The organism is Pseudanabaena sp. Chao 1811 (assembly GCF_027942295.1).
Lineage (GTDB): Bacteria > Cyanobacteriota > Cyanobacteriia > Pseudanabaenales > Pseudanabaenaceae > Pseudanabaena.
In genome coordinates, this window is record NZ_CP101416.1 from 1,159,891 (window position 1) to 1,180,869 (window position 20,979).

23 protein-coding genes and 1 pseudogene are annotated in these 20,979 nt (G+C 40.0%); 12 read left to right on the forward strand and 12 right to left on the reverse strand.

What is annotated here, in order from left to right; all coding sequences use genetic code 11:
* Positions 1 to 181: 181 nt before the first annotated feature.
* From NMG48_RS05400 to NMG48_RS05420, 5 genes are all read left to right on the forward strand, one after another.
* Entirely contained in the window at positions 182 to 1,144 is a 963-nt protein-coding gene (locus NMG48_RS05400) for a peptidoglycan DD-metalloendopeptidase family protein (protein ID WP_271254313.1), read from the forward strand.
* Between the two features lie 96 nt (positions 1,145 to 1,240).
* A complete protein-coding gene (locus NMG48_RS05405) occupies positions 1,241 to 1,555 on the forward strand; it encodes a TMEM14 family protein (RefSeq protein WP_271254314.1) in 315 nt (104 codons plus the stop codon).
* Between the two features lie 252 nt (positions 1,556 to 1,807).
* Positions 1,808 to 2,293 carry an allophycocyanin subunit alpha gene (gene apcA / locus NMG48_RS05410; protein ID WP_126388756.1) on the forward strand — a complete coding sequence of 162 codons (486 nt, stop codon included), beginning with the start codon at positions 1,808 to 1,810 and terminating at the stop codon, positions 2,291 to 2,293.
* Between the two features lie 125 nt (positions 2,294 to 2,418).
* A complete protein-coding gene (apcB, locus tag NMG48_RS05415; RefSeq protein ID WP_126388754.1) occupies positions 2,419 to 2,907 on the forward strand; it encodes an allophycocyanin subunit beta in 489 nt (162 codons plus the stop codon).
* Positions 2,908 to 3,095: 188 nt separating this feature from the next.
* On the forward strand, positions 3,096 to 3,299 hold the full coding sequence (locus NMG48_RS05420; RefSeq protein ID WP_126388752.1) for a phycobilisome linker polypeptide: 204 nt from the start codon (positions 3,096 to 3,098) through the stop codon (positions 3,297 to 3,299).
* A 299-nt stretch (positions 3,300 to 3,598) separates the two neighbouring features.
* On the opposite strand, the gene NMG48_RS05425 is transcribed toward NMG48_RS05420, so the two are convergent.
* Positions 3,599 to 4,399, reverse strand: coding sequence for a cupin domain-containing protein (locus NMG48_RS05425; RefSeq protein WP_271254315.1), 801 nt, complete (start codon positions 4,397 to 4,399; stop codon positions 3,599 to 3,601).
* A gap of 216 nt (positions 4,400 to 4,615) precedes the next feature.
* Here NMG48_RS05425 and NMG48_RS05430 point away from each other — a divergent pair, with 216 nt between their 5' ends.
* Positions 4,616 to 5,854, forward strand: coding sequence for an ABC transporter substrate-binding protein (locus tag NMG48_RS05430; protein WP_271254316.1), 1,239 nt, complete (start codon positions 4,616 to 4,618; stop codon positions 5,852 to 5,854).
* Positions 5,855 to 6,735: 881 nt separating this feature from the next.
* Here the strand turns inward: NMG48_RS05430 and NMG48_RS05435 are convergent.
* The gene (locus NMG48_RS05435) at positions 6,736 to 8,373 is read right to left on the reverse strand and encodes a photosystem II high light acclimation radical SAM protein (protein ID WP_271254317.1); all 1,638 of its coding nucleotides are present in this window, start codon (positions 8,371 to 8,373) and stop codon (positions 6,736 to 6,738) included.
* Positions 8,374 to 9,109: 736 nt separating this feature from the next.
* On the opposite strand from NMG48_RS05435, the gene NMG48_RS05440 reads away from it, so the two are divergent.
* Complete coding sequence (locus NMG48_RS05440) at positions 9,110 to 9,472, forward strand: DUF1830 domain-containing protein (RefSeq protein WP_174235278.1); 363 nt, start codon at positions 9,110 to 9,112, stop codon at positions 9,470 to 9,472.
* Between the two features lie 3 nt (positions 9,473 to 9,475).
* Positions 9,476 to 10,969, forward strand: coding sequence for an MBOAT family O-acyltransferase (locus NMG48_RS05445; RefSeq protein WP_271254318.1), 1,494 nt, complete (start codon positions 9,476 to 9,478; stop codon positions 10,967 to 10,969).
* A gap of 105 nt (positions 10,970 to 11,074) precedes the next feature.
* Here NMG48_RS05445 and NMG48_RS05450 read toward each other — a convergent pair whose 3' ends face one another.
* The 5 genes from NMG48_RS05450 to NMG48_RS05470 form a co-directional block, all read right to left on the reverse strand.
* The gene (locus tag NMG48_RS05450; protein WP_271254319.1) at positions 11,075 to 11,533 is read right to left on the reverse strand and encodes a hypothetical protein; all 459 of its coding nucleotides are present in this window, start codon (positions 11,531 to 11,533) and stop codon (positions 11,075 to 11,077) included.
* A complete protein-coding gene (locus NMG48_RS05455; RefSeq protein ID WP_271254320.1) occupies positions 11,530 to 11,826 on the reverse strand; it encodes a FitA-like ribbon-helix-helix domain-containing protein in 297 nt (98 codons plus the stop codon). Before NMG48_RS05455 ends, NMG48_RS05450 begins: the two co-directional genes overlap by 4 nt.
* A gap of 136 nt (positions 11,827 to 11,962) precedes the next feature.
* Positions 11,963 to 12,550, reverse strand: coding sequence for a Uma2 family endonuclease (locus NMG48_RS05460; RefSeq protein ID WP_271254321.1), 588 nt, complete (start codon positions 12,548 to 12,550; stop codon positions 11,963 to 11,965).
* Between the two features lie 72 nt (positions 12,551 to 12,622).
* The gene (locus NMG48_RS05465; RefSeq protein ID WP_126389679.1) at positions 12,623 to 12,904 is read right to left on the reverse strand and encodes a type II toxin-antitoxin system RelE/ParE family toxin; all 282 of its coding nucleotides are present in this window, start codon (positions 12,902 to 12,904) and stop codon (positions 12,623 to 12,625) included.
* A complete protein-coding gene (locus NMG48_RS05470; protein WP_126389675.1) occupies positions 12,901 to 13,116 on the reverse strand; it encodes a hypothetical protein in 216 nt (71 codons plus the stop codon). Before NMG48_RS05470 ends, NMG48_RS05465 begins: the two co-directional genes overlap by 4 nt.
* A gap of 353 nt (positions 13,117 to 13,469) precedes the next feature.
* On the opposite strand from NMG48_RS05470, the gene NMG48_RS05475 reads away from it, so the two are divergent.
* A complete protein-coding gene (locus NMG48_RS05475) occupies positions 13,470 to 14,987 on the forward strand; it encodes a P-loop NTPase fold protein (protein WP_271254322.1) in 1,518 nt (505 codons plus the stop codon).
* A gap of 4 nt (positions 14,988 to 14,991) precedes the next feature.
* On the opposite strand, the pseudogene NMG48_RS05480 reads toward NMG48_RS05475, so the two are convergent.
* Positions 14,992 to 15,540 (reverse strand): annotated as a pseudogene (locus NMG48_RS05480) (transposase); the annotation flags it as partial.
* Between the two features lie 29 nt (positions 15,541 to 15,569).
* On the reverse strand, positions 15,570 to 15,938 hold the full coding sequence (locus NMG48_RS05485) for a helix-turn-helix domain-containing protein (RefSeq protein WP_271251623.1): 369 nt from the start codon (positions 15,936 to 15,938) through the stop codon (positions 15,570 to 15,572).
* Between the two features lie 136 nt (positions 15,939 to 16,074).
* On the opposite strand from NMG48_RS05485, the gene NMG48_RS05490 reads away from it, so the two are divergent.
* The gene (locus NMG48_RS05490) at positions 16,075 to 16,449 is read left to right on the forward strand and encodes a hypothetical protein (RefSeq protein ID WP_271254323.1); all 375 of its coding nucleotides are present in this window, start codon (positions 16,075 to 16,077) and stop codon (positions 16,447 to 16,449) included.
* Positions 16,450 to 16,668: 219 nt separating this feature from the next.
* On the opposite strand, the gene NMG48_RS05495 is transcribed toward NMG48_RS05490, so the two are convergent.
* From NMG48_RS05495 to NMG48_RS05505, 3 genes are all read right to left on the reverse strand, one after another.
* A complete protein-coding gene (locus NMG48_RS05495; RefSeq protein ID WP_271254324.1) occupies positions 16,669 to 17,121 on the reverse strand; it encodes a GNAT family N-acetyltransferase in 453 nt (150 codons plus the stop codon).
* Complete coding sequence (locus tag NMG48_RS05500) at positions 17,122 to 17,511, reverse strand: tautomerase family protein (RefSeq protein WP_271254325.1); 390 nt, start codon at positions 17,509 to 17,511, stop codon at positions 17,122 to 17,124.
* A 204-nt stretch (positions 17,512 to 17,715) separates the two neighbouring features.
* The gene (locus NMG48_RS05505; protein ID WP_271254326.1) at positions 17,716 to 18,966 is read right to left on the reverse strand and encodes a murein hydrolase activator EnvC family protein; all 1,251 of its coding nucleotides are present in this window, start codon (positions 18,964 to 18,966) and stop codon (positions 17,716 to 17,718) included.
* A gap of 527 nt (positions 18,967 to 19,493) precedes the next feature.
* Here NMG48_RS05505 and NMG48_RS05510 point away from each other — a divergent pair.
* Together NMG48_RS05510 and NMG48_RS05515 are read left to right on the forward strand one after the other, a co-directional pair.
* The gene (locus NMG48_RS05510; protein WP_126388827.1) at positions 19,494 to 19,733 is read left to right on the forward strand and encodes a hypothetical protein; all 240 of its coding nucleotides are present in this window, start codon (positions 19,494 to 19,496) and stop codon (positions 19,731 to 19,733) included.
* Positions 19,734 to 19,794: 61 nt separating this feature from the next.
* Positions 19,795 to 20,958, forward strand: coding sequence for a glycosyltransferase family 4 protein (locus NMG48_RS05515; RefSeq protein WP_271254327.1), 1,164 nt, complete (start codon positions 19,795 to 19,797; stop codon positions 20,956 to 20,958).
* Positions 20,959 to 20,979 lie beyond the last annotated feature (21 nt).

The following is a 20,979-nucleotide window of genomic DNA, read 5'->3' on the forward strand; positions in this document are numbered from 1 at the left end:
CCAGATTGGTGGTGTTAATCCAGAACCGATCGCTGCGAAAATGTTAAAGCATTGTATTGTAAAGATTCTTATCATAAGTCTTTATATTTTGTTACATTTTTTGTTAAATCCCTAACTCGACTGATCTCCTCTCACACATTCCTCGATTAACACCTCCATAAATAACGCTAGTTAACAGTCCATGAAGCCTTATTGGAAAAATTTCCTGCTCTCACCCTTATTTTTGGTAGTTGCGATCGCTAGTTTCTTTCCCTTGCCAGCCTTTGCAACCTCATCAAAACCCACCACTCCCACCGATGAGTCTAACGCCAAAGAAGCAGAAGAACTATGTGGCAAGCCACCCCTTGATGATCTCACCCAACACAAAGTCAAACAAGGCGAAACCCTCGAAGCGATCGCCAAGCAATATAACCTCAAAACTGCAACCTTGATGGGACTAAACCCAGAAGTTCGCAGTGGCAGCGTCACAGTGGGGCAAACCCTATCAATCCCACCTCTGGATGGCTTGACCTATCGCTTTAAAAATGAGGAAAACTACACCACCGTTGCCAAAAAATACAATATTCGCGCCGACGTGTTATTTGAGCGCAATGGCTGTCAACGCCGCCCTAAAGTCGTATTTGTACCCGGAGCCATCTGGAAACCCGATCCTATTCCCTTCAATCCTGCGATCGCCTCTAGAGGTTCTGACAATCCAACTGTGATCATGCAAACAGGGGGCTATCCTCTGCCCTACTCTGTTCCTGTCACTTCTGGCTATGGTTGGCGCATGAATCCTGTTACGGCGATTTGGTCATTTCATAGTGGGATCGACCTCGGCGCACCCTTTGGCACTCCTGTACTAGCAGCAAAAGCAGGCAGAGTGGATTTTGCTGGGTGGGGCGATGGCTATGGCAATCTCGTCGAATTGGATCATGGTTCCACAGGCACACGCTACGCCCATTTAGAAGCAATTTATGTCTATCAAGGGCAACAGGTAGCTCAAGGACAACAACTTGGGATTGTCGGCTCGACAGGACGTTCAACAGGTCCCCACTTACATTTTGAGATCATGGTTCCATCAGGTGATGGCTGGGTAGCCCTTGATCCAGCCCCCTATCTCAACCGCATCGCAGGAGTTATGTCCGACATCTTCCCGCTTTAAAAGCCTTAGATTATTTACTACCCGCCGCGAGGAAATTTAGGTTTAATGTGAATAAAGCATTGCAAAGCAATGCTTTATTCACATTTTTGCTTTTATATGAACTTTTCTCCCAGTGCAATTGCCCTGCTTGCCTATGGCATTGTTGCGATCGCAGGTGGCATCATCGGTTTTGCCAAAAGCAAGAGCAAAATATCCCTCATCTCAGGCAGCCTCAGTGGAGTGGGACTACTGATATCAGGAATCGCCACTGCCCAAGGTCAAGGGTGGGGCAAAATTGCTGGTATCGCGATCGCAACCCTCTTAGTCATCGTCTTTGTGATGCGCTTCCTCAAAACAAAAAAATTCATGCCCGCAGGTTTAATGATCATTGGTGGAGCCGCAACCCTTTTTGTAGCAATACTTACAAGCTAATTGATCCTGTGTTTCAACTCTAGTGCTAACATAACAAATGTTAAGAAGTGTGATGAAGAAAAGCTTGTGGACAACGCAATGCTTCAAAATGTTCTGGTAATCATTGCTTTGACAAAGAAACCCTCCATGTCAGAGAACCCTCTAAAATCTTTAGTAGTTTCCTAGAGAAATTGCTAAAGCTAAAGGCAATCTGCATGGTACGGCATCACATCAATCGTTTTTATTCACATTTTTGATTGGAGAAAAAATTAAATGAGCGTAGTCACGAAGTCCATCGTGAATGCAGATGCTGAAGCACGTTACCTCAGCCCTGGTGAACTAGATCGCATTAAGAGCTTTGTAACCTCTGGTGAGCGTCGTCTTCGCATTGCCCAAACTTTGACCGAATCCCGCGAGCGCATTGTTAAGCAAGCTGGCGATCAACTTTTCCAAAAGCGTCCTGATGTTGTTTCTCCTGGTGGAAACGCATATGGTGAACAGCTAACCGCAACTTGCTTGCGTGACCTTGACTACTACCTCCGCCTCGTAACTTACGGAGTTGTATCTGGTGATGTAACCCCAATCGAAGAAATTGGTCTAGTTGGCGTTAAGGAAATGTACGGATCTCTCGGTACTCCTATCGCTGCTGTTTCTGAAGGTGTGCGTGGTCTTAAGAATGCAGCATCTGCTTTACTTTCTGGTGAAGATGCAGCTGAAGCTGGTTACTACTTCGATTACGTAATCGGTGCATTGCAGTAAGACGATTCTTGATTTGTTTTAAGACTTAATTCTATAAAATTGACTTATAGCTTGTTTTGAGACAATTCAGATTTCTTAATTTCTAAATTCAAAAATTAATTGCAAACCTAAAAAAATATATAAAAATGGCACAAGACGCAATTACCTCGGTTATCAATTCCGCCGACGTTCAAGGCAAGTACCTTGATGCAGCTTCTCTGGAAAAGCTAAAGAATTATTTCGCAACTGGCGAACTTCGCGTTCGTGCTTCTCAAGCGATCGCTGCTAACTCTGCAACCATCGTTAAGGAAGCTGTTGCTAAGTCCTTGTTGTACTCTGATGTTACCCGTCCCGGTGGCAACATGTACACCACCCGTCGTTATGCAGCTTGCATCCGCGACCTCGACTACTACCTCCGCTATGCAACCTATGCAATGCTAGCTGGTGACGCATCTATTCTTGATGAGCGCGTACTCAACGGCTTGAAAGAAACCTACAGCTCTCTTGGAGTACCTGTAGTTTCCACCATTCAAGCAATTCAAGCGATCAAGGAAGTTGCTGCTAGCATCGTTGGTTCTGACGCTGGTAAAGAATTGGGTATCTACCTTGATTACATCAGCTCTGGCTTGAGCTAATTGCTGATATAGCGTTTGTTGCTATTTATTTATTAATTTAATTTCTAATTAATTAATATTTACAAGGCGGCGGCGGTAGGTAGCTTAAGCTCCTATCTCGCCGCCAACGCTTATGACAGATAAATTTAACTTTTATTTGTCTTTGTAATTTATTTTTAATATCATTGGCTCTGAAGGAGATTGCCGCTATGCGGAGTTTTAAAATCACTGCTTGTGTACCTAGCCAAACTCGCATACGTACACAACGAGAGTTGCAAAATACCTATTTCACGAAGTTAGTTTCCTACGACAACTGGTTCGCTGAACAGCAACGCATTATGAAAATGGGTGGCAAAATTCTTAAGGTTGAACTAGCTACAGGTAAGCCAAACACAAATACTGGCTTGCTTTAATTTTTTTGCTGATACTCGCATAAAAATGTTGCTAAGCAATATTTTTGTAAAGTTCACAAAAGCAGAAAGAGTTATTTTTACTCTTTCTGCTTTTTGTTTTTTAACCTAACGTGAGTTCGGGATAATTTGAAACGGTTTGTGAGAGAGGGTTTGCTACGCAAACCCTCTCTCACAAACCAAAAAGCCTTGCTTAGCAAGGCTTTTACTTTTGGACTGTTAAAATTTGCCAGCTTAACCGAACTGACCTTATAGCAATAAATAAAGGCGACGTGAAGTGCCGCATTTATTTATTAGTAGGTCTAGAAGGAAAGCCCTAGTGCCAAGCAAGACTGATCTTTAGTTGCTCTAAGTTTGTAAGACTCCGTTTTAATTGTCTTTGCAACGATCAACATATCTTTCTTGAAAGTTCTTCCGTCAATATTGCAACTTCCCTTAAGCACAAGTAGATAATTCCCTGAGTATCCATAGCTGGTTAGTGACGTACTTTTGATGATTTGAGAACTCATACCACCATTAGGATCTAGAGGAATGTTGTAGACCTTAACACCACTTTTAGGATTAGTAAACGCATATTTGTTTTCCAAATCAGGATCTAACGTATTGATTTGAACAGGCGTATAGGGCTTGATTTTATCTATGTTTTTGAAATCAGGAGGTGATGCGTAGGCAAGGATAAAAAAGCCCGTGCTATTAGAGATTTTGTGACCACTTTCGGGCGGATTGAAATAAAGAGAACCCGTAGGATAAACGCCTTTCGCATCAGTCTGTGAGCCGCTAATCGTATAGACAGACTCAGTCATCGAATGATAATGCAACCCAACACTCCCATTGGGGATGGTATACCAAAGGATACTGATATGCTGAGTATTTGCCTCGCCAGAAAGAATCAGCTTCTCTAAGTTGGGTCTAAACGTAAAAAAATTGTATTTCTTAGGATTTGCAGTGAGAGACTTGAGATCAATAATGGTCGAGTTGCTCAGGGCCGAGTATTTGTCTTTAAGTGCGATCGCTGATTTTGGTAAATCCTTGGCTATCGATTTGCTTAAGTCGTAGCTAAAGCTCGCTGAAAGTAGCCCCAATGTCACGAGTGGAATTCTCAACAGTTTCATTGTCGCGCAATCCTTTTTTGATATTTCGAGAATAGGCGATCGCAAAGTATCACAGAGTCTCAGGAGACATCTGCCCTAATCGTTACAGAATGAGGGTAATAAGAAACTGTAGCGCGGCAAAGCTGCGCCACAGTTTCTTGTCAATGTGAAAATTGCAATAAAAGTTATAGACTAATTTGAGAAAAAATAATTGAGGCTTCTAACTTGATGACAAAAACAATCAAACAACTTTGTAGCTTTGCGATCGCGGCGATGATGTCCTGCATCTTAGCGGTAGCTTGCACCCCAACGAGCAATACGCCAAACACCAGTACAACTACTCCTAATAGTCCCAACACAGGTGGCGCTCAAACTGCAATTCCTATAGGGATCGCGTTTGCCCAAACTAGCAATGTGGCGCTACTGGGACAGGAAGGCGTAACGGGAGCTAAGATTGCTGAAGCCTATTTCAACAAGAAAGGCGGCGTTAATGGCACACCAATTCGTCTAGTTTTTCAAGATACCGCAGGCGATGAGCAAGGTGCAATCAACGCCTTTAACACCCTAATTTCTCAAGATAAAGTGGTTGGTATTGTCGGTCCCACACTTTCACAACAGGCTTTTGGGGCTGATCCGATCGCCGAACGTGCAGGTGTCCCCGTCATTGCTGCCTCAAATACAGCAAAGGGTATTCCTCAAATCGGTAAATATATTTCGCGAGTATCCGCACCTGTCGCGGTAGTTGCACCTAATGCGATCGATGCAGCTCTCAAAATCAATCCCCAGATTAAGAAAGTAGCTGTTTTCTATGCCCAAAATGATGCGTTCAATAAATCGGAAACAGGTACTTTCCAAGAAACTGTCAAGCAAAAAGGTTTGGAACTTGCTACTGTGCAAACCTTCCAAACTACAGATACAGACTTCCAATCTCAAGTAACTAATGCAATTAATGTTAAACCTGATTTAGTAATCATCTCTGGCTTATCCGCAGATGGTGGCAATCTGGTCAAACAATTGCGGGAACTTGGTTATAAGGGTCTAATTATTGGCGGAAACGGTCTCAATACTTCCAATCTGCTACCTGTATGTAAAGCTCTCTGTGATGGCATCATCATTGCTCAAGCTTACAGCCCCGAACTGAAGAATCCTATTAATACTGAATTCCGTAAGCTCTATACTGAACAGAATAAAAAAGAACCACCTCAGTTCAGCGCTCAAGCATTTACAGGCGTACAAGTATTTGTCGAAGCTTTGAGTACTCTCGATAAAACCACCAAAGTCAGTACTTTGTCATTGCCTCAACTTCGTACCCAACTCAATGACACTTTGCTAGCTGGTAAATATGAAACTCCTCTAGGCGAGATTTCCTTCACACCCGAAGGCGAAATCGTGCAGAAGCAGTTTTATGTTGCCCAAATCAAAATGGAAGCTGACGGTAATAGCGGCAAGTTTACATTTATCCAGTAAGTAGTGATGCCAAAGAAAAGTTAATACTTTTACCTAGTGCAGCTATAGCGATAAGTGGCTAATACCTGAAAAATTTTGGATTCTTATCTTCAGTTTACTTATGCTTGCCTACTTAGTAATACATTTATCTACGAAAAATCTTAGCAAGACCTACAAAATAACTAGGTAAAAGGATGGGCGGCGCGAAGCGTCGCCCATCCTTACCACAATAAATCCTTGCCCTTCAGGATGCGCTTCCACCAACCATTTAGGATTTATAGTTAGCTCCTTACATCATAAAAAAGCAGCCTATTCGTTTTTGAGTAAGCTGCTTAAATTTTTGTTTGGAGATATCGAAAACTTGCGAGTTTAAAAGGAATCAGAGCAGGGCTATTAAAAATAGAAAGGCAATTACCGTAGCGTAGGACTTGAAAATGCAACCGCCAATGGTAAGTTCTGTCATGACCTTGCTCCTGATTTCTTTAACCCTTAATGGAATTATTATCGCTAGTTTTCCTAATTGAAAAAGTGATCTCAGGCTTTGGTTGATGTGATTTTAAGCACAAAGGATAGACGATCGCGATCGCTAACCATCAATTTCTCAAATCAAAAAACCCCGTATTGAATGTGAATACAGTACTTTTACATATTGGATTGTAATTAAACGTAAGTTCAATATAGCCATTTGAGCCATGCTTTGTATCTGAGTCGAACTGACATTAAAAACCAGATTGTTATGCTGACCGTTTAGAGAAGCACAACGGGTTTATAGTACCGAGTTCTATGAAGTGGTTGTGTCCCCACCGAAGGCGGGGACACAACCCTGTGTACCTCGCTTGCTTGAAAAGCGCTATATATAGACAGTAAACAAATTAGGTTGCACTTTGTGCAATCTAATTTCTTTAGACACTCACTAGTTCCTTCATCGGTGCAGCAAGGGCTTCCTCTAATGGTGCGCGTCCCAGTCGTTCCTCTAGGATATTCATCACCGTGCGCCCAAAGTCATCACCATCATCACGTTTCCATGCTTCTAAACAGACTTCGCCAAAGAAAGATCCTAGAGGCTCAGGATTCCAGAGCAGTTTCTTGGCTGTCCAAGGCATCATGCTCATAGGGTTATAGCCTTCTTTGAGGATGTTGTTTTTAAAAGCATAGTCTTCTAGATGGGTGTGTGGCTGCAAGCCAATAAAGAAGATAGCAGGTTCCACTTTATCCGCTCCAAAGATTGCTTCTAGTTCTCGGTGATAGGCGATCGTTTGGCGAATTGTTTCTAAAGTTTCATCAATAACATTGAAGGAGTAGTTCACCGATACGAGTTCATTGAAGCCCGCCGCCTTGAGGTCACGACAGTTTTGGAGGACAGATTTGAGGTTGTAGCCCATCCGCATTTTACGAACTAATTCCTGAGAGCCACTAGTAATGCCGATCTCGAAATAGCTCATGCCCGTCTCAACCATTAATTTACAGAGATAAGGTGTGAGATTGTCGGCACGAATGTAGGCTGCCCAGTGAATATCGGTCATACCTGAGGCTTTGACTTTTTCTAGCAATTCCACAGCATCATCAATGAATTTCTTGGCGGGAATAAACTGAGCATCGGTAAACCAGAAATTACGCACGCCGCGATCATAGAGTTGGCGCATTTCCTTAATGACTTCATCGGTAGGATTAATGCGAACTTGTTTACCTTCGATGACTGTATAAATGCAGTAGCAGCAATTATGGGGACATCCGCGTTTGGTTTGTACCCCGATATAAAAGTCACGATCGCGGAAATAGTAATTAAAATCTTCCCAGATCGATTCAATATATTCATAATCACAGGCACTCTTTTCAATGGGCGCAGGTTCCTCATGGATCAGCCGAGGACGAGGTTTAGTTTCCCCGACTACATAGCAGCGATCGCTTTCAATTTCTCGTCCCTGCACCAAACGCTCTAGCAGTGATTCCCCTTCACCAACGGAAATAATTGTGCCTTTAGGTAACACATTGCCTAGCTGCTCATAGAACACGCTGACTGCGCCACCACCGATCACAGCTCTGGCTTCTGGGTGATAGCGTCTCGCTCGACTTAACCCGCGTCGGATTAACTGTGAGTTGCGCCAAAGCTCGGTGTAGTAAGAGGTAAATAGGCGTAAACCATTGACCGCCCCACGCAATTTCTTGAAAGGGTTTTTGGCATAGTAAAACTCAAAGGCATTTTGGAGAGGGTTGCCGCCACGTCCGCCTACGGGTGCATAGATCTGAATATCACGCCATGAGAATACTAGTAAATTTGGTTGAAACTTGTCGATCGCCCGATCCAATGCCGCATAAAAATCGAGGGGTGGCACAGTACCTAAATCAAAAATATTTTGCTGTACATGGGGCGCAACCTTATGAATGTGATCGGATAGGTAGACTACACCAATCGGAAAAATTGGGTTACATGGGAGGCGGATATAAAGAATGCGATCGCACCCAACAGATACAGCAGATATAGGTTCAGATATGTCACCAGATGAGGTGCTGGAATTATTTAGGGGATCATTGGTAGACATAGGATTTAATCTCTGAGTTTTAATTTATTTTTAATTTAGTTTTAATTAAAATTTTAGGCATTCCTAAAGATGTAATATTTTTAGGTAATGAGGCAATACCCAGAGTGGGGCACGTCATTAACTCTTTAGCAATCCCAAGTTTTATTATTTAGAGGGTTTTTATTGTTTTTTGGCTTTCAGCGCGATCGCCAAAAATGTAATGATTCTATTTTAATCAACAAGTCTTTACATATCTTAATTATATGCTCTTAATTCTCACCCATGATCTTAAAAGAGAAAGGCGGCGCTAAGCGCCGCCTTTCTCTTTTTTGAGAAGTGTTGTAGCAAGCTGTGGGGGATAATTCATAAGTAAAAATTAATGGTAACCCCTAGCAAAATCTCTATTTTGAATTTCTCGATTTTGGTGATTTTTTATACTCGTTACGCCCCTGTGAAGGTTTATAGTCAAATTTTCACAATTGACATTCGGGATCAAGACGATGGGGATCAAATTCACAGTTACATATCTTAGGAGTTGGTAGTAGTGTTTACAATCGCTAGTGGGTCTTGAATGTTAGCTTTATGTTCATCTTAAAAATTGCGAGATCATTATTCTTGTAAACTCTAAACATATCGGCAGGTGGTACTGGCTTAAGTGGAGATATTTTTATAACCATGATTAAATTGTGATCATAAAAATTACAAAAGTCTTGTTTTTTTAAGATTTACAAACTATATAAACAAAATACAAAATATTATGTCTTTATTTGATCCGTTACCTGCTGATTTACACGATGAGAAGATCGTTTGCTCCTATGTCAATGCTACGAGCAAGATCCAAATCGCCCGAATCACTGATGTACCCCAATGGTACTTTGAGCGCGTTGTCTTTCCGGGACAAAACTTAATTTTTGAAGCGATCGCCTCCGCCCACGTTGAGATTCACACAGGGATGATGGCAAGCTCCATACTTTCGGATACAATTCCCTGTGTCCAATTACAGGTAGAAGAAGCTAGCTCGACATTACCAAGCTGGGTTCCCATTAAGCATCTTGATGACGACCTCCTTGACGATCCATCGACGCTACTTATCATGCCTGAACCTGAAGTAGTTTCCTAAGCAATGGATTTTCAGTCCTTCCATTTTTTTCAATGGTTGACGAGCATCAAAATGGATTTTTTATCCCTTGACTATGCTCAATTCCTAATTATTACCACGATTGTTTATTGGCTCTTACCAAGCATACAGGCGCGTTTGTTAGTTATTTTGACAGCAAGCTTGATATTTTACTCATTTATTCAGGTGCAGTATGTTTGGCTATTGCTAGTGATGCTGACAATCAACTTTTGGTTAGGAGGGGAAATTCGCAAAGGAGACCAATTTCTAAAGCAGTGGTTGCTGTTTGTGGGGGTGTTTTTTAATGTGCTACTGCTGTTTGGCTTCAAATATATTCCTTTCGTAGCGACGGCGATCGGTAATATTACGGGTTTACCTGTGGGGAGTTCACTGGCGATCTGGGCGAAAGCAAATATCGTGCCACCGATTACCTTAAGCTTTTTCGTCTTTGAATTAATCGCTTATTTAATCGATACCTATCGCGGTAACTCGCCTGCGCGGGATTTTCTGAGCTTTGCCGCTTACAAGCTATTTTTTGCCAAACTGCTATCAGGCCCCATTACCCGTTATCAAGAATTCGCACCTCAACTATTAACGCGATCGCGTCCTATTGTGTCAGACATTGCTGAGGGTGTCTGGCTATTTGCCTGTGGGGCAGTCAAAAAAGGGATCATTGCCGACAATATGGCGAGATACGTCGATCTCTGTTTTCGGAATACAGAACGGGCAGGCAGTATCGATCTTTGGCTTGCCCTGATTGGCTATGGCATCCAGATTTATTGTGACTTTAGTGGATATATCGATATGGCAAGGGGTAGCGCATTGTTATTAGGCTTTAAGCTGCCCCAAAATTTTGATTTCCCTTATTTCTCTACCAGTATTTCCGATTTTTGGCGACGTTGGCATATGACCCTTGGCGCATGGATGCGAAATTATCTCTATATTCCCCTCGGTGGCTCTCGTGGTGGTATATGGCGAACTTGCCTGAACCTGATGATTATCATGCTTGTAGTCGGAATCTGGCATGGTGCAAACTGGGGCTTTATTATTTGGGGCATTTGGCATGGGGCTGCCCTAGTGGGGCATCGTCTGTGGATGGAGCTTTGTTCGATATTTGAGGGGCTAAATAAAATCTGGAAGCCTTTACCGATGAAGCTTTTAGCAATTGTGATGACGCAATTAGTCGTCTTTGTTGGTTGGATTCCGTTCCGATTACCCAATTTGACTGATACCAATATGCTTTTACAAAGACTATGGGGCTATCAAAGCGATCCTCAGTTTGGCGTAAAAATCTACGTGGAGTCCCTTGGTATCACGGCAGGACAAATTGCTTTGATTATGAGTAGTTTATTACTGTGTTCACTGGTTGCCTATCAATGCGATCGCGCCAAGTGGCAGTTAAATTGGCAGGTGAAGTTATTCCTCGTCCCCATCAGCCTCTTTCTCGTCAGTATCCTCAGCCCCGACAAGAAGCTCCCCTTCATCTACTTTGATTTTTAGATTACAGAAAAATTAGAGCTTTGAAATATTAGCGATCACTTCGCACAATGAACTCTATCCAGTTCTCCAAATTCTAAAATCTCTTGAAAAGTTAAACTAAAAAATTCAATTCCGCAAGTAATTTTTTATAAACTCTTGTGGAGTAAGACATTCAAACTCTTCAGTCTCTTTGACTAAGCTTTTAATCAACTTATGATTTGACGAAATAAAACATTGGGACTTTCCTTTGCTTGCTGTCAAATACACACCAATATCTTCACGGGGAATAACTCCTAAAGCTTCCATATTTGCTAATTCATCGTTTTCAAGATAGACATTATAAATATTAAAGTTTTGCCACATACGAGCTACAATTTGGCTGCCCCAATCTTTGTTCTTTAGACGTTTAGAAACTCGTAAAATCTGATCTAGTAATTCCTCAGAAATGACTACTTCTACAGTATTTGAATTGTTCCCATTAAAGCCAGCCCAAATTAAAATCTCTCTCTCCGCACTCTCTGGATCTGCAACTCCGATAATGTATACATTGGTATCGAAAAATATACGTTTGGGAATATCTTTCATTTGATTTTGAAAACGGCTCTCTCGTCCGCTATCTCTTTTTTGACTTCTTGTACTAGCTTGATAATTTCCTCTCTGGAGTGATAACCAGATTCGCTTAAGGCTTTTTGACCTGATTGCTGTAAATCTTCTAAAGGAACAAGAGCTAAGTTCACAGCAGATTGAGATGGGCTTGAAACTGCGGATTCAAGTATGTATTTTAGTTCAGCTTGAAGCGATCGCCCACGAAGGACTGCTTGCTGCTTTATCTTTTCGACCACGATAGGATCTATGTCTTCAATAATTACTTGGGTCATAGGTTTGGCAGCAGTTTGAAGATTAACTGTGATTTGAGTATAGCATCGCAAAATGAAGGCGATCACAAAATAAACTCTATATCTGTTCTCCAAATCCTAAAATCTCTTGGCAAGTTAAACTAATGGATAATTCCTTCTACTTTCCCACTTTTAACCATCCAAATACTTGATCTACAGTTAAACTTAGTTCTGTTTCCAAAAAACTAGGTACAAGTAATTTTTGAGCAGAATTTATTTCACTATTGATTTCGATTGGTTGGCGATCGCGTTGAAATATTAACAGCGATCGCTCTTTGGGAAATAGTAACCATCCCATCTCTGTACCATGTTTGAGACAGTGCAAAATATTACCGATCACTCGCATCGGTGATTGTTCTGGCGATAGAATCTCAATTACCCAATCTGGATAGATAGAAAATACATTCTCAATTTCTCCTTCCGCATTAACAGGTAATCTCTGCCATTGAAATACTGCCACATCTGGCACAATTGAGCGATTTCCAAAGGTACAACGTAGTTCTGGTAAAGCTAAAGCTATTTGTTTGTCTTCGGTTACTGCATTAACGGTATTACAAAATTTAAGCTGAAGTCGGGAATGTTGACCTTGGGGCACTGGCTTCTGATAAATCGAACCGTCAATATACTCACTAGCAGGCTTCGTTTCTGGCTGAGACAGAAAGCGATCGAGCGTTATTGAGGGAATATTTTTTGTGGCGAGGGTCATGGTTAATTTACTTTAATCATTGACGCTGACTCTTATTATACTAATGAAAGAATGGTATGAAGTTAAAATCAGTTAGTACACTTCGTCATGAGTCCCAATTGATTCCAAAAGAATTGCCTGTGATTCTTCATGTTCTACAAATTTAAAAATAATTCTCAAATCATAGCCACCACTACAAGCCCAAGAGTCTTGAAGTTCTCCTTTTAGCTTATGCGTTCTTAATCGAGGATGAAATGGATCAAGAGATAATAGTTCAAGAGTGCCTTGAATACTTGAAGCTGTTTCTGGATGCTTTTTTAGGAGCTTCCGAGCAGATCTAACAAAAGCGTTAGAACGTAATAATACAAACTTCACGCAAGAAGTTCCTCCATCAGTTGCTCAGGGGTAACGGGCTTACATTGACCTAGAGCAAATTCTTGTTGAGCTTCTTGAACATCTTTAAGTAATTCGGCTCTACGGCGATCGCGTAGGCGATTTTGTAAAATATGAATCAAGTCTTCTTGATCTTCAAGTAGAAGTTGATCTGCTGCGTCTAAAATTTTTGTAAAGGGTGTTTCGACTATCATTATCATCATCTCAATTAATATTGGGGAGGAGGGTAAAGTTGTGGATTCAAGTATGTATTTTAGCTCTACTCAGATCGCCCACGAAGTACTGCTTGCTGCTTTATCTTTTCGACCACGATAGGATCGATGTCTTCAATAATTACTTTGGTCATAGGTTCGATAGCAGTTTGAAGATTAACTGTGATTTGAGTATAGCACCGTAAAATGAAGGCGATCGTACTAATGAACTATATCCTCCTCTTCAAATCCTCAAATTTATTGAAAAATTAAATCACAGAGAATTATGATAATTGCAAGAATTTGTTGTAAATTAATAAAGACAAGGTTAAGCAAACTTAGAAAGCAATCAAAAAATGAGTCAAGAGATAAAGTTAGTCAATAGCCATATAGAAGAGTACCTAGATTACTACTGTGGGCTATCTGCACCTCGATTTGCTGTAATGATAAAAGGTCAATGGGGTGCAGGAAAGACTTGGTTTATTGAACAGTACTGTGAAAAGCTCAAAAAGAGGCAATCGTATAAGTACCTGTATGTAAGTCTTTTTGGGATGACGAAATTTTCAGATATTGAATACGCATTCTTTCAGCAATTACATCCTGTTCTATCGTCTCAAGGAATGGAAATAACAGGAAAAATTGTTAAAGGGCTTTTAAAAGCATCAATAAAGTTTGATTTGGATCATGATCGCAAAGATCATATATCTTTGGATGTAAAGATTCCAGAGATTCCTAACTACTTAAAGAATGTTGATGAAAGAATTCTTATTTTTGATGATTTGGAACGCTGCAAGATAGAGTTAAGAGATATATTTGGATACATTAATCAATTTGTAGAACATCATAATTTAAAAGTAATTATTATAGCTAATGAATCAGATTTACAGTCTAAATATACTGACTATAAGATAATGAAAGAGAAATTAATAGGACAAACATTTGACATCCTGATTGATTTTGAAGGAACATTTCACAGATTTTTATCTGAAACTCAAAACAATCAAATTGAAAAAATATTATTTCAAGATATTGAGCATTTAAAAAATATATATGCCAAATTAGGTTATAACAATCTAAGAACTTTAAAGAAAATAATCTTAGATTTCAAAAGGATTTTTGAGGAATTACCTAACAAAGCAAAAAATAGAATAGACATCTTAAATGATATATTGACATTTCTTACAGTTTTCTCTATTGAGATTAAACGTGGGGTAATTCATTCTAATGATGTTATTAAGCTAATACGTGAATACAGATCTCACCGTGCAAGACTTTCACTAAAAGAAACATTAGGGAAGTCGATAGATTCTAGTAAATCTGATAAGATAGAAGCTAAACTTGATAATGAAGAATTAAAAAACACTATTCAAAAAAACTATAATTTATATAATAGTTTTGAATTAGACAAGGTGTTTCCTAGTGAGTCATGGTGGGAAAAGTTTTTCGATCAAGGATCAATCGATTCAGATGAACTAAATACATCAATATCAAGTAAATACTTTCCACAAGACAAGGATACTCCTAACTGGCGTAGATTGTATTATTTTACAAGGCTTTCTGATATTGATTTTGAGGATTTACTTAAAAAGGTTGAATTAGAATATAAAGAGAAAAAATTTCTTGATATTGGTGAAATTAAACATGTGTTCGGCATTTTTTTGACGCTTTCAGAAAAAGGGCTTTACTGTAAAAACAAGTCAGATATTTTGTCAGATGCAAAAACTTATATTAATCATTTAAATAGTTGCAATAAAATTTCCGCTCTACCATACTCAATTATTGATGATAGATTTGCTGACAATTATGATAATCTTCTGTTTTATGGATTTGATTTTAGGGAATTTAAAGAGTTAAGTTCTTATACAGTCCATTGAGGGATTAAGTAGTACAGTAACAACACTTAGTAAACCAATTTTTGAAGAAATCTTTTTCTAACAAGTAAGGGAAAACGTTGATTAAATGCTGAAGTAGTTTTTGAGAATGAGGTCTAAGCAATCTAATAAAATATTTGAGAACCGACCACATCATCTCAATTGGATTAAAATCAGGAGAATAGGTGGGTAAGTACAAAATCTTAGCACCTGTCGCTGTAATTGCTTTTGCGACCCCCTCAACTTTATGGCAGTTGAGGTTATCCATGATGATCCTATGCTCAGGACGTAATTTAGGTACTAGGTCATCTTGGACAAAGGTGAGAAAATCTGCTCCTTTCATAGAACCCTGAATCGTTTTCAGGCAAACAATCCCATCAACTGAAATAGCGCCAATTATTGTGTATTTCTGACCTTTGTAAAAGGGACGAAGACTGAATACTCTTTTGCCACATTCACTTCTTGCCACAGAGCGTTCCATCCCCTGCCATACTCCCGTTTCATCAATACAAATCAGATCTTCAGCTTTCACTTCATTCAATGCTTCCCAAAATTCACATCTTTGCTGTTGTACTGCCTCACTTTTTACCTTTTCATGGCGATAGGTCTTTTTTTTAGAGTGATGTTATGCCTCTGGAAAAATCGGCACATGCTGCCTGTGGTCACTGATACTCCTGTTTGTTCTGCTACTTCTTCACAGTACTGCCATAGTGTCCAATCTGGATGCTCTGAGACAATTTCGAGGATTTTCTCCTGATGCGCTTCGAGGGGACTTTTGATTGGACTACCTAATGGTTTGTGGTTTAGTTCTCCTGTCTCTCGGTATTGATTCAGTAGTTTTTGCACTGTTTTCGTCGCGACTTGAAATTGCTTCGCTACTTCCCGAATCGATGTATTTCCTGCTTCGTAGTTTGCTACGATCTTTTCTCTGAGATCTAGTGAGTAAGGTGCCATTTTTTACTCTCTTTTGGGTTTTGCTATCCTAGCTTATCTTGTACTACTCTTTCCCTCAATAGGCTGTATCAATGAAATACAAGCATCTATAAGGACTAATAATTTACCTAATGTCGCAAAAGAATTACTCAATATTATGAAAAATGAACCAGCTAGATTTTATAATATGGTTTGTTTTAGTCAAACAACAGAGCAACTATATTATACAATCCCAATACTTCAATATATAAATGTAGATTCTTTTATTGATGCTTTAATGGCTATGGATTATCCATCAAAAGAATTTGTTTTTTTGACATTGGAAAGCCGATATAAAAACATTAATGAAATCAACTGCAAATTGCTTGATGAGATTGAGTGGTTAAAATGTCTAAGGGATACTATTGAAATAAAAGCGGAAGCTATAAAAGATGAACTTAAACTTAGTAGCCATATTTTAAGAGAACTTAACAGAAACTGTTTAAACAAAATAATTATAAATTTAGAGAAAGAAACAAGACAAAGAAATTAAATTCTTTGCGATAAATAATTTAGACATTTCAAGTCTTTATTACTCAAGACTCAGAGCAAAAAAAAGAAACCGATATTCTAGATAACTGCACACAGCTCGTTTTATCAGGCAACTCGACTCTGCGATCGCCCAACAAAAATGTCCAGAATTTCGCAAGTTTTTTGTCAACCTGTCACAACTCACCAAAGAATAGGGATTAGCAAAAAGTAAACCCTCTCATCAATCAAGATGTTTGACCATCAAATGGCGTGGTTCTCGGCGAAAGCCTAGTTTGGTATAGAGGGCTTCGGCAGGACTATTCCAGTGATCGACAACTAGAGATAGCGATCGCATATGCTGACTTCTTAAATAATCTTCAATCAAAATAAATACCCTCTTGCCAATACCCTTACCGCGATAGGCTTCCTGAATATATAACTCATCAACCAGTCCACAGCGACCATGATATTCCATACTAAAAAAGAAGGTTAGTGCCACATACCCAATCGGGCGATCGCGATCGCAAATTAACCAAATCAATCCAAACTTCTCATCGCTGAGCAAAGCCATAAAAGCCTTAACTACATTGTCATCAAAGGTAATTTGATCAAACTGATAGAATTCCTTTACTAGCGCCATCAAAGGATCGACATCAATAAATTGCGCTAACCGAAAATTAATATCGCTACTCATTTACACATTTACCTTGTAACTCAGGTTTAGTTCATCACCTGCAACACCACGCAATCCCCAATTATGTCTCGGTATCTCGATCAGAACAATTTCAATATCTATAGGCGCAATATCTAGCTTCTCTTTTAATCGTTCAAACAATAGGCGGTATAGAGATTTTTTCGCTTCTACAGAACGTCCTGAAAACAGCAAAATTTCGATAATGATATATTTTTCGCTGCGATCGCTTGGATATTCAAAGTCTTCTGCTTGTAAGGGAAAGAATCTTTGAAACTTTTTTTCAGGTGGATAATTTAGCGCATCCACAACACAGGAATGAACCGTGGTTGATAGAACTTCACGATTTTGTTGAATAAAATCAGCATTGCCATAGATTTTAACTTGTGCCATAACTTGTCCTAAAAATTTTCCTAAGTAGTGATACAGCGTTGAATAAATCAGTGCCGAGTTTAGAGCTTTCATTTTGCCATAAGTAGCTGGACATTATGAAAAACTAGAATCAAAACCTGTGGCGCACGTGCAGCGTATACCAAAGGTTTTGGGGTTTTATATTTAATTGCGCCGAGGTACTTAGATAAAATAAAAACTCTAACTCTATAAATAGGCGGCGGGATCGATGGGTTCACCATTTGCCCGTAACTCAAAGTGTAAATGGGGCCCCGTAGAAAAACCTGTTGAGCCAACGGCAGCGATCGGCTGTCCTTTTTCCACAGCATCACCATCTTTGACATATAACTCGCTACAGTGTCCATAGAGCGTTGTCATCCCATTGCCATGATCGATGATCACCGCATTGCCATAGCCACCATACCAATCCGCATAAATCACTCGACCTTGAGCGCTGGCATAAATCAAGCTGCCATAGTCTGCACCAAAGTCAATGCCTGAGTGAAAGCGTTGAGTCCCCAAAATCGGATGCGTCCGCCAACCAAAATTACTCGTAACTTCGCCAATCGTGGGATACATCAGTTGTCCTGTACCGGGGGGTAGGACTAATCCAGAGTAGGGCTGGACTTTTGCCATGATAATTTGAGATAGGCGGCGAGAGTCCTCAGCGAGACGATCCTCAGCCTGCTCAAGAGCTTTGCGATCGCTCTTGAGGCGATCAATCGTATTTTGTTGAGCAACCGCTTCTGCTTCAATATTTGATTTTTGATATTTCAGCTTTTGAGTTAATAGCTCAATCTCATTCTTTTGCGCAACGATCTGGGTACGCTGCTTCTCTACACGTGCAGATCTTTGGGTCAAATCCTCAAGTAACTTGCGATCGCTATTATAAATACGCTCAATCTGCCGACGGCGATCGGCAAATTGATTCAGATCGCGACTGCTGAGCAAAGTTATCCACCAGCGTTGCAATTGTTGTCTTTGTAAATAACGTAACCTTGCTGAGGTGGCATCGCGTTTTTTATTCAAGTCATATTCTAGTTCTTGGAGTTTGGTGCTGAGAGTTTGTAGTTGATTTCTCGCCTGACGGATTTTTTTCTCATTGTCTTGGATCTGCGCCTCGGTCACACGTACATTTTTTCTGAGGGCAGCAAGGCGAGATTCCGCAGGTTTTGTCAGCGCATTAATCTGCTCTTGTTGCTTTTGAATGATTTGACGCTGTTGATCGACAAAATTTTGGTAGTTTTTCAGTTCATTGACCGACTGCGCTTGTACAGGCTCAAATCGACTCAAGGTCAAGCAACAAGCGATCGCCACAATTACCATCATCAGACCAAAGATCCGCCACACAACTCCATGACCAAATCTCTGTCCAATGTTTGGTTTTGTTTGGCAATCGTTCGGACGATTCGGACGATGTTTATCAGTTGTATCTTGCCAATGACGGCGATCGCGCATTCAGTCCACCATATCCACAAACTAGGGCAAGATTTTAGCTGTATTTTGCCATTAAAGAAAGCCTATATTTAGCGTGAGTATTAAGCGATCGATCCGAAACTCTCATAAACCCAAATCTTAAACCTGCGGTTTATGCGCCATAGGTTTAAGGATTTTCTGTAAGTAGCTGTGGCGCACGCGCAGTGTGCGCCACAGCTTTTTGGTTTTATATTTAATTGCGCCTAGCTACTTAGAGAAATCCTTAAAAGCGTTGCGAAGCAACGCTTTTAAGGATTTCTCTGTTTTTTAATTCAGCAAGCCTACTTACTTAGAACTGAGTAGAAATCACTAGTCCAAAATCCAAAGTTTTAACTTTTAATAATATTTCTGTATCTTTTACTACTAAAGTTTGCCTATATACTGTTTCCATGACATAATTTGATGAGCTAATAAAATAGCCCATTAAAAAATCGTTTAGTAAAATTGTTTAAATACTTAATTTAGTAAAACATCAGTAAAAATGCTGGCAAGATTGCAGAGATAACGCTATGACAACCACCACACATCCACATAAGTTTCAAGCCACTAAGAATAGAAAGCAGTCTCATTACCCACAATGTTTACAGCCCTTGCCTTCCACTTGGGTAACATTGCTAGAACCGCCCACATCTAGTTGCTACGATGAGGCTTTGTTGATGTGCCAATATCCTGATGGTCACTGGGCAGCATGGATACCTGATTTGGGGGAAATTAAGTTACATTCAGGTCAGTTTTGTCGGATGTCATAGTTTATAAAAAGGGAGGTGCTAAGCACCTCCCTTTTTTATATGGCTTTCATACGGTAGGAAAATGACGAGATCTAAGCATGTTCACCTCTGGATTCCTGAGCTTTTCTGCTCTAAGGGGGGAATTCAAGTATTTTCAGGTTTCTTCTTACAAGCTTTACAAACTCTATACCCTGATGCAAATTTAAGTGTGTTCCTCAAAAATGACTCCACAGAGATAATTGAGCAAGCATTTAAACAAAATCACACTCACCATTGGTCACAACTCCCAGTCTATTGTTCAGGCAAAGCGCCAACACCTTTAAGAACCCTATTTTTTTCTTGGCAGTTACTTAGTTTAGCGATCGCCCAAAAGCCAGACTTGATTATCACGACACACCTAAATTTTGCGCCGATCGCCTTCATCCTCAAAAAACTCCTTGGCATAAAATATATTGCGATCGCCCACGGAGTCGAAGCGTGGAATATCCAAAATCCCTTACTAAAAAAATCGCTACAGGCGGCGGACTTGATTCTTGCAGTTAGTCATTTCACTCGTGATCGCCTCTGTCAAGAGCAGGGACTATCTCCTCATAAGGTAGGCATTTTGCACAATACCTTTGATGATAAAGCTTGGAAAATCAGTCCAAAACCACCAAATTTACTGCAAAAATATGGCTTATGTAACGATCAAAAAATTATTCTCACAGTATCTCGCCTAGTCGCATCGGAACAGTACAAAGGTTACGATCGCATCCTTGAAGCCCTACCTATTATTCGACAAACCATTCCCAATATTCATTACATCATCGTGGGCAAGGGTAGCGATCGCGATCGACTCGAGCAGGTCGTTCGCCAAAATGAATTAGAAAAGCATGTTACCTTAGCAGGATTTATCCCCGATGCGGATTTAGGTGACTACTATAATCTCTGTGATTTATTTGTTATGCCTAGCAAAAGGGAGGGATTTGGGATAGTCTACTTGGAATCTCTCGCCTGTGGTAAACCGACCTTAGGCGGTAATCTAGATGGGGCTGTTGACGCTCTATGTGAGGGAGAAATTGGAGTGCTGATTAATCCTGATAATTTGTCAGAGATAGCCGAAACAATCGTTAAAATCCTGTCAGGAGAATATAAAAATCAAGCAATTTATCAACCTCAAATATTACGCCAAAAAGTAATTGCCAAGTTTGGATTTGAACATTTTCAGCAGACTATATTTAGTTATTTATTAGATTTCCTTACTTAATATCTTTAACATGAAAGATGT

Coding starts and splice junctions, on each gene's coding strand:
- NMG48_RS05505 (WP_271254326.1), bottom strand. CDS start 18,966: ATGCGCGATCGCCGTCATTGGCAAGATACAACTGATAAACATCGTCCG.
- NMG48_RS05405 (WP_271254314.1), top strand. CDS start 1,241: ATGAACTTTTCTCCCAGTGCAATTGCCCTGCTTGCCTATGGCATTGTT.
- NMG48_RS05515 (WP_271254327.1), top strand. CDS start 19,795: ATGACGAGATCTAAGCATGTTCACCTCTGGATTCCTGAGCTTTTCTGC.
- NMG48_RS05460 (WP_271254321.1), bottom strand. CDS start 12,550: ATGACCCTCGCCACAAAAAATATTCCCTCAATAACGCTCGATCGCTTT.
- NMG48_RS05455 (WP_271254320.1), bottom strand. CDS start 11,826: ATGACCCAAGTAATTATTGAAGACATAGATCCTATCGTGGTCGAAAAG.
- apcB (WP_126388754.1), top strand. CDS start 2,419: ATGGCACAAGACGCAATTACCTCGGTTATCAATTCCGCCGACGTTCAA.
- NMG48_RS05440 (WP_174235278.1), top strand. CDS start 9,110: ATGTCTTTATTTGATCCGTTACCTGCTGATTTACACGATGAGAAGATC.
- NMG48_RS05485 (WP_271251623.1), bottom strand. CDS start 15,938: ATGGCACCTTACTCACTAGATCTCAGAGAAAAGATCGTAGCAAACTAC.
- NMG48_RS05400 (WP_271254313.1), top strand. CDS start 182: ATGAAGCCTTATTGGAAAAATTTCCTGCTCTCACCCTTATTTTTGGTA.
- NMG48_RS05495 (WP_271254324.1), bottom strand. CDS start 17,121: ATGAGTAGCGATATTAATTTTCGGTTAGCGCAATTTATTGATGTCGAT.
- NMG48_RS05450 (WP_271254319.1), bottom strand. CDS start 11,533: ATGAAAGATATTCCCAAACGTATATTTTTCGATACCAATGTATACATT.
- NMG48_RS05445 (WP_271254318.1), top strand. CDS start 9,476: ATGGATTTTCAGTCCTTCCATTTTTTTCAATGGTTGACGAGCATCAAA.
- NMG48_RS05435 (WP_271254317.1), bottom strand. CDS start 8,373: ATGTCTACCAATGATCCCCTAAATAATTCCAGCACCTCATCTGGTGAC.
- NMG48_RS05430 (WP_271254316.1), top strand. CDS start 4,616: ATGACAAAAACAATCAAACAACTTTGTAGCTTTGCGATCGCGGCGATG.
- NMG48_RS05490 (WP_271254323.1), top strand. CDS start 16,075: ATGAAAAATGAACCAGCTAGATTTTATAATATGGTTTGTTTTAGTCAA.
- NMG48_RS05475 (WP_271254322.1), top strand. CDS start 13,470: ATGAGTCAAGAGATAAAGTTAGTCAATAGCCATATAGAAGAGTACCTA.
- NMG48_RS05420 (WP_126388752.1), top strand. CDS start 3,096: ATGCGGAGTTTTAAAATCACTGCTTGTGTACCTAGCCAAACTCGCATA.
- NMG48_RS05500 (WP_271254325.1), bottom strand. CDS start 17,511: ATGGCACAAGTTAAAATCTATGGCAATGCTGATTTTATTCAACAAAAT.
- apcA (WP_126388756.1), top strand. CDS start 1,808: ATGAGCGTAGTCACGAAGTCCATCGTGAATGCAGATGCTGAAGCACGT.
- NMG48_RS05470 (WP_126389675.1), bottom strand. CDS start 13,116: ATGATAGTCGAAACACCCTTTACAAAAATTTTAGACGCAGCAGATCAA.
- NMG48_RS05510 (WP_126388827.1), top strand. CDS start 19,494: ATGACAACCACCACACATCCACATAAGTTTCAAGCCACTAAGAATAGA.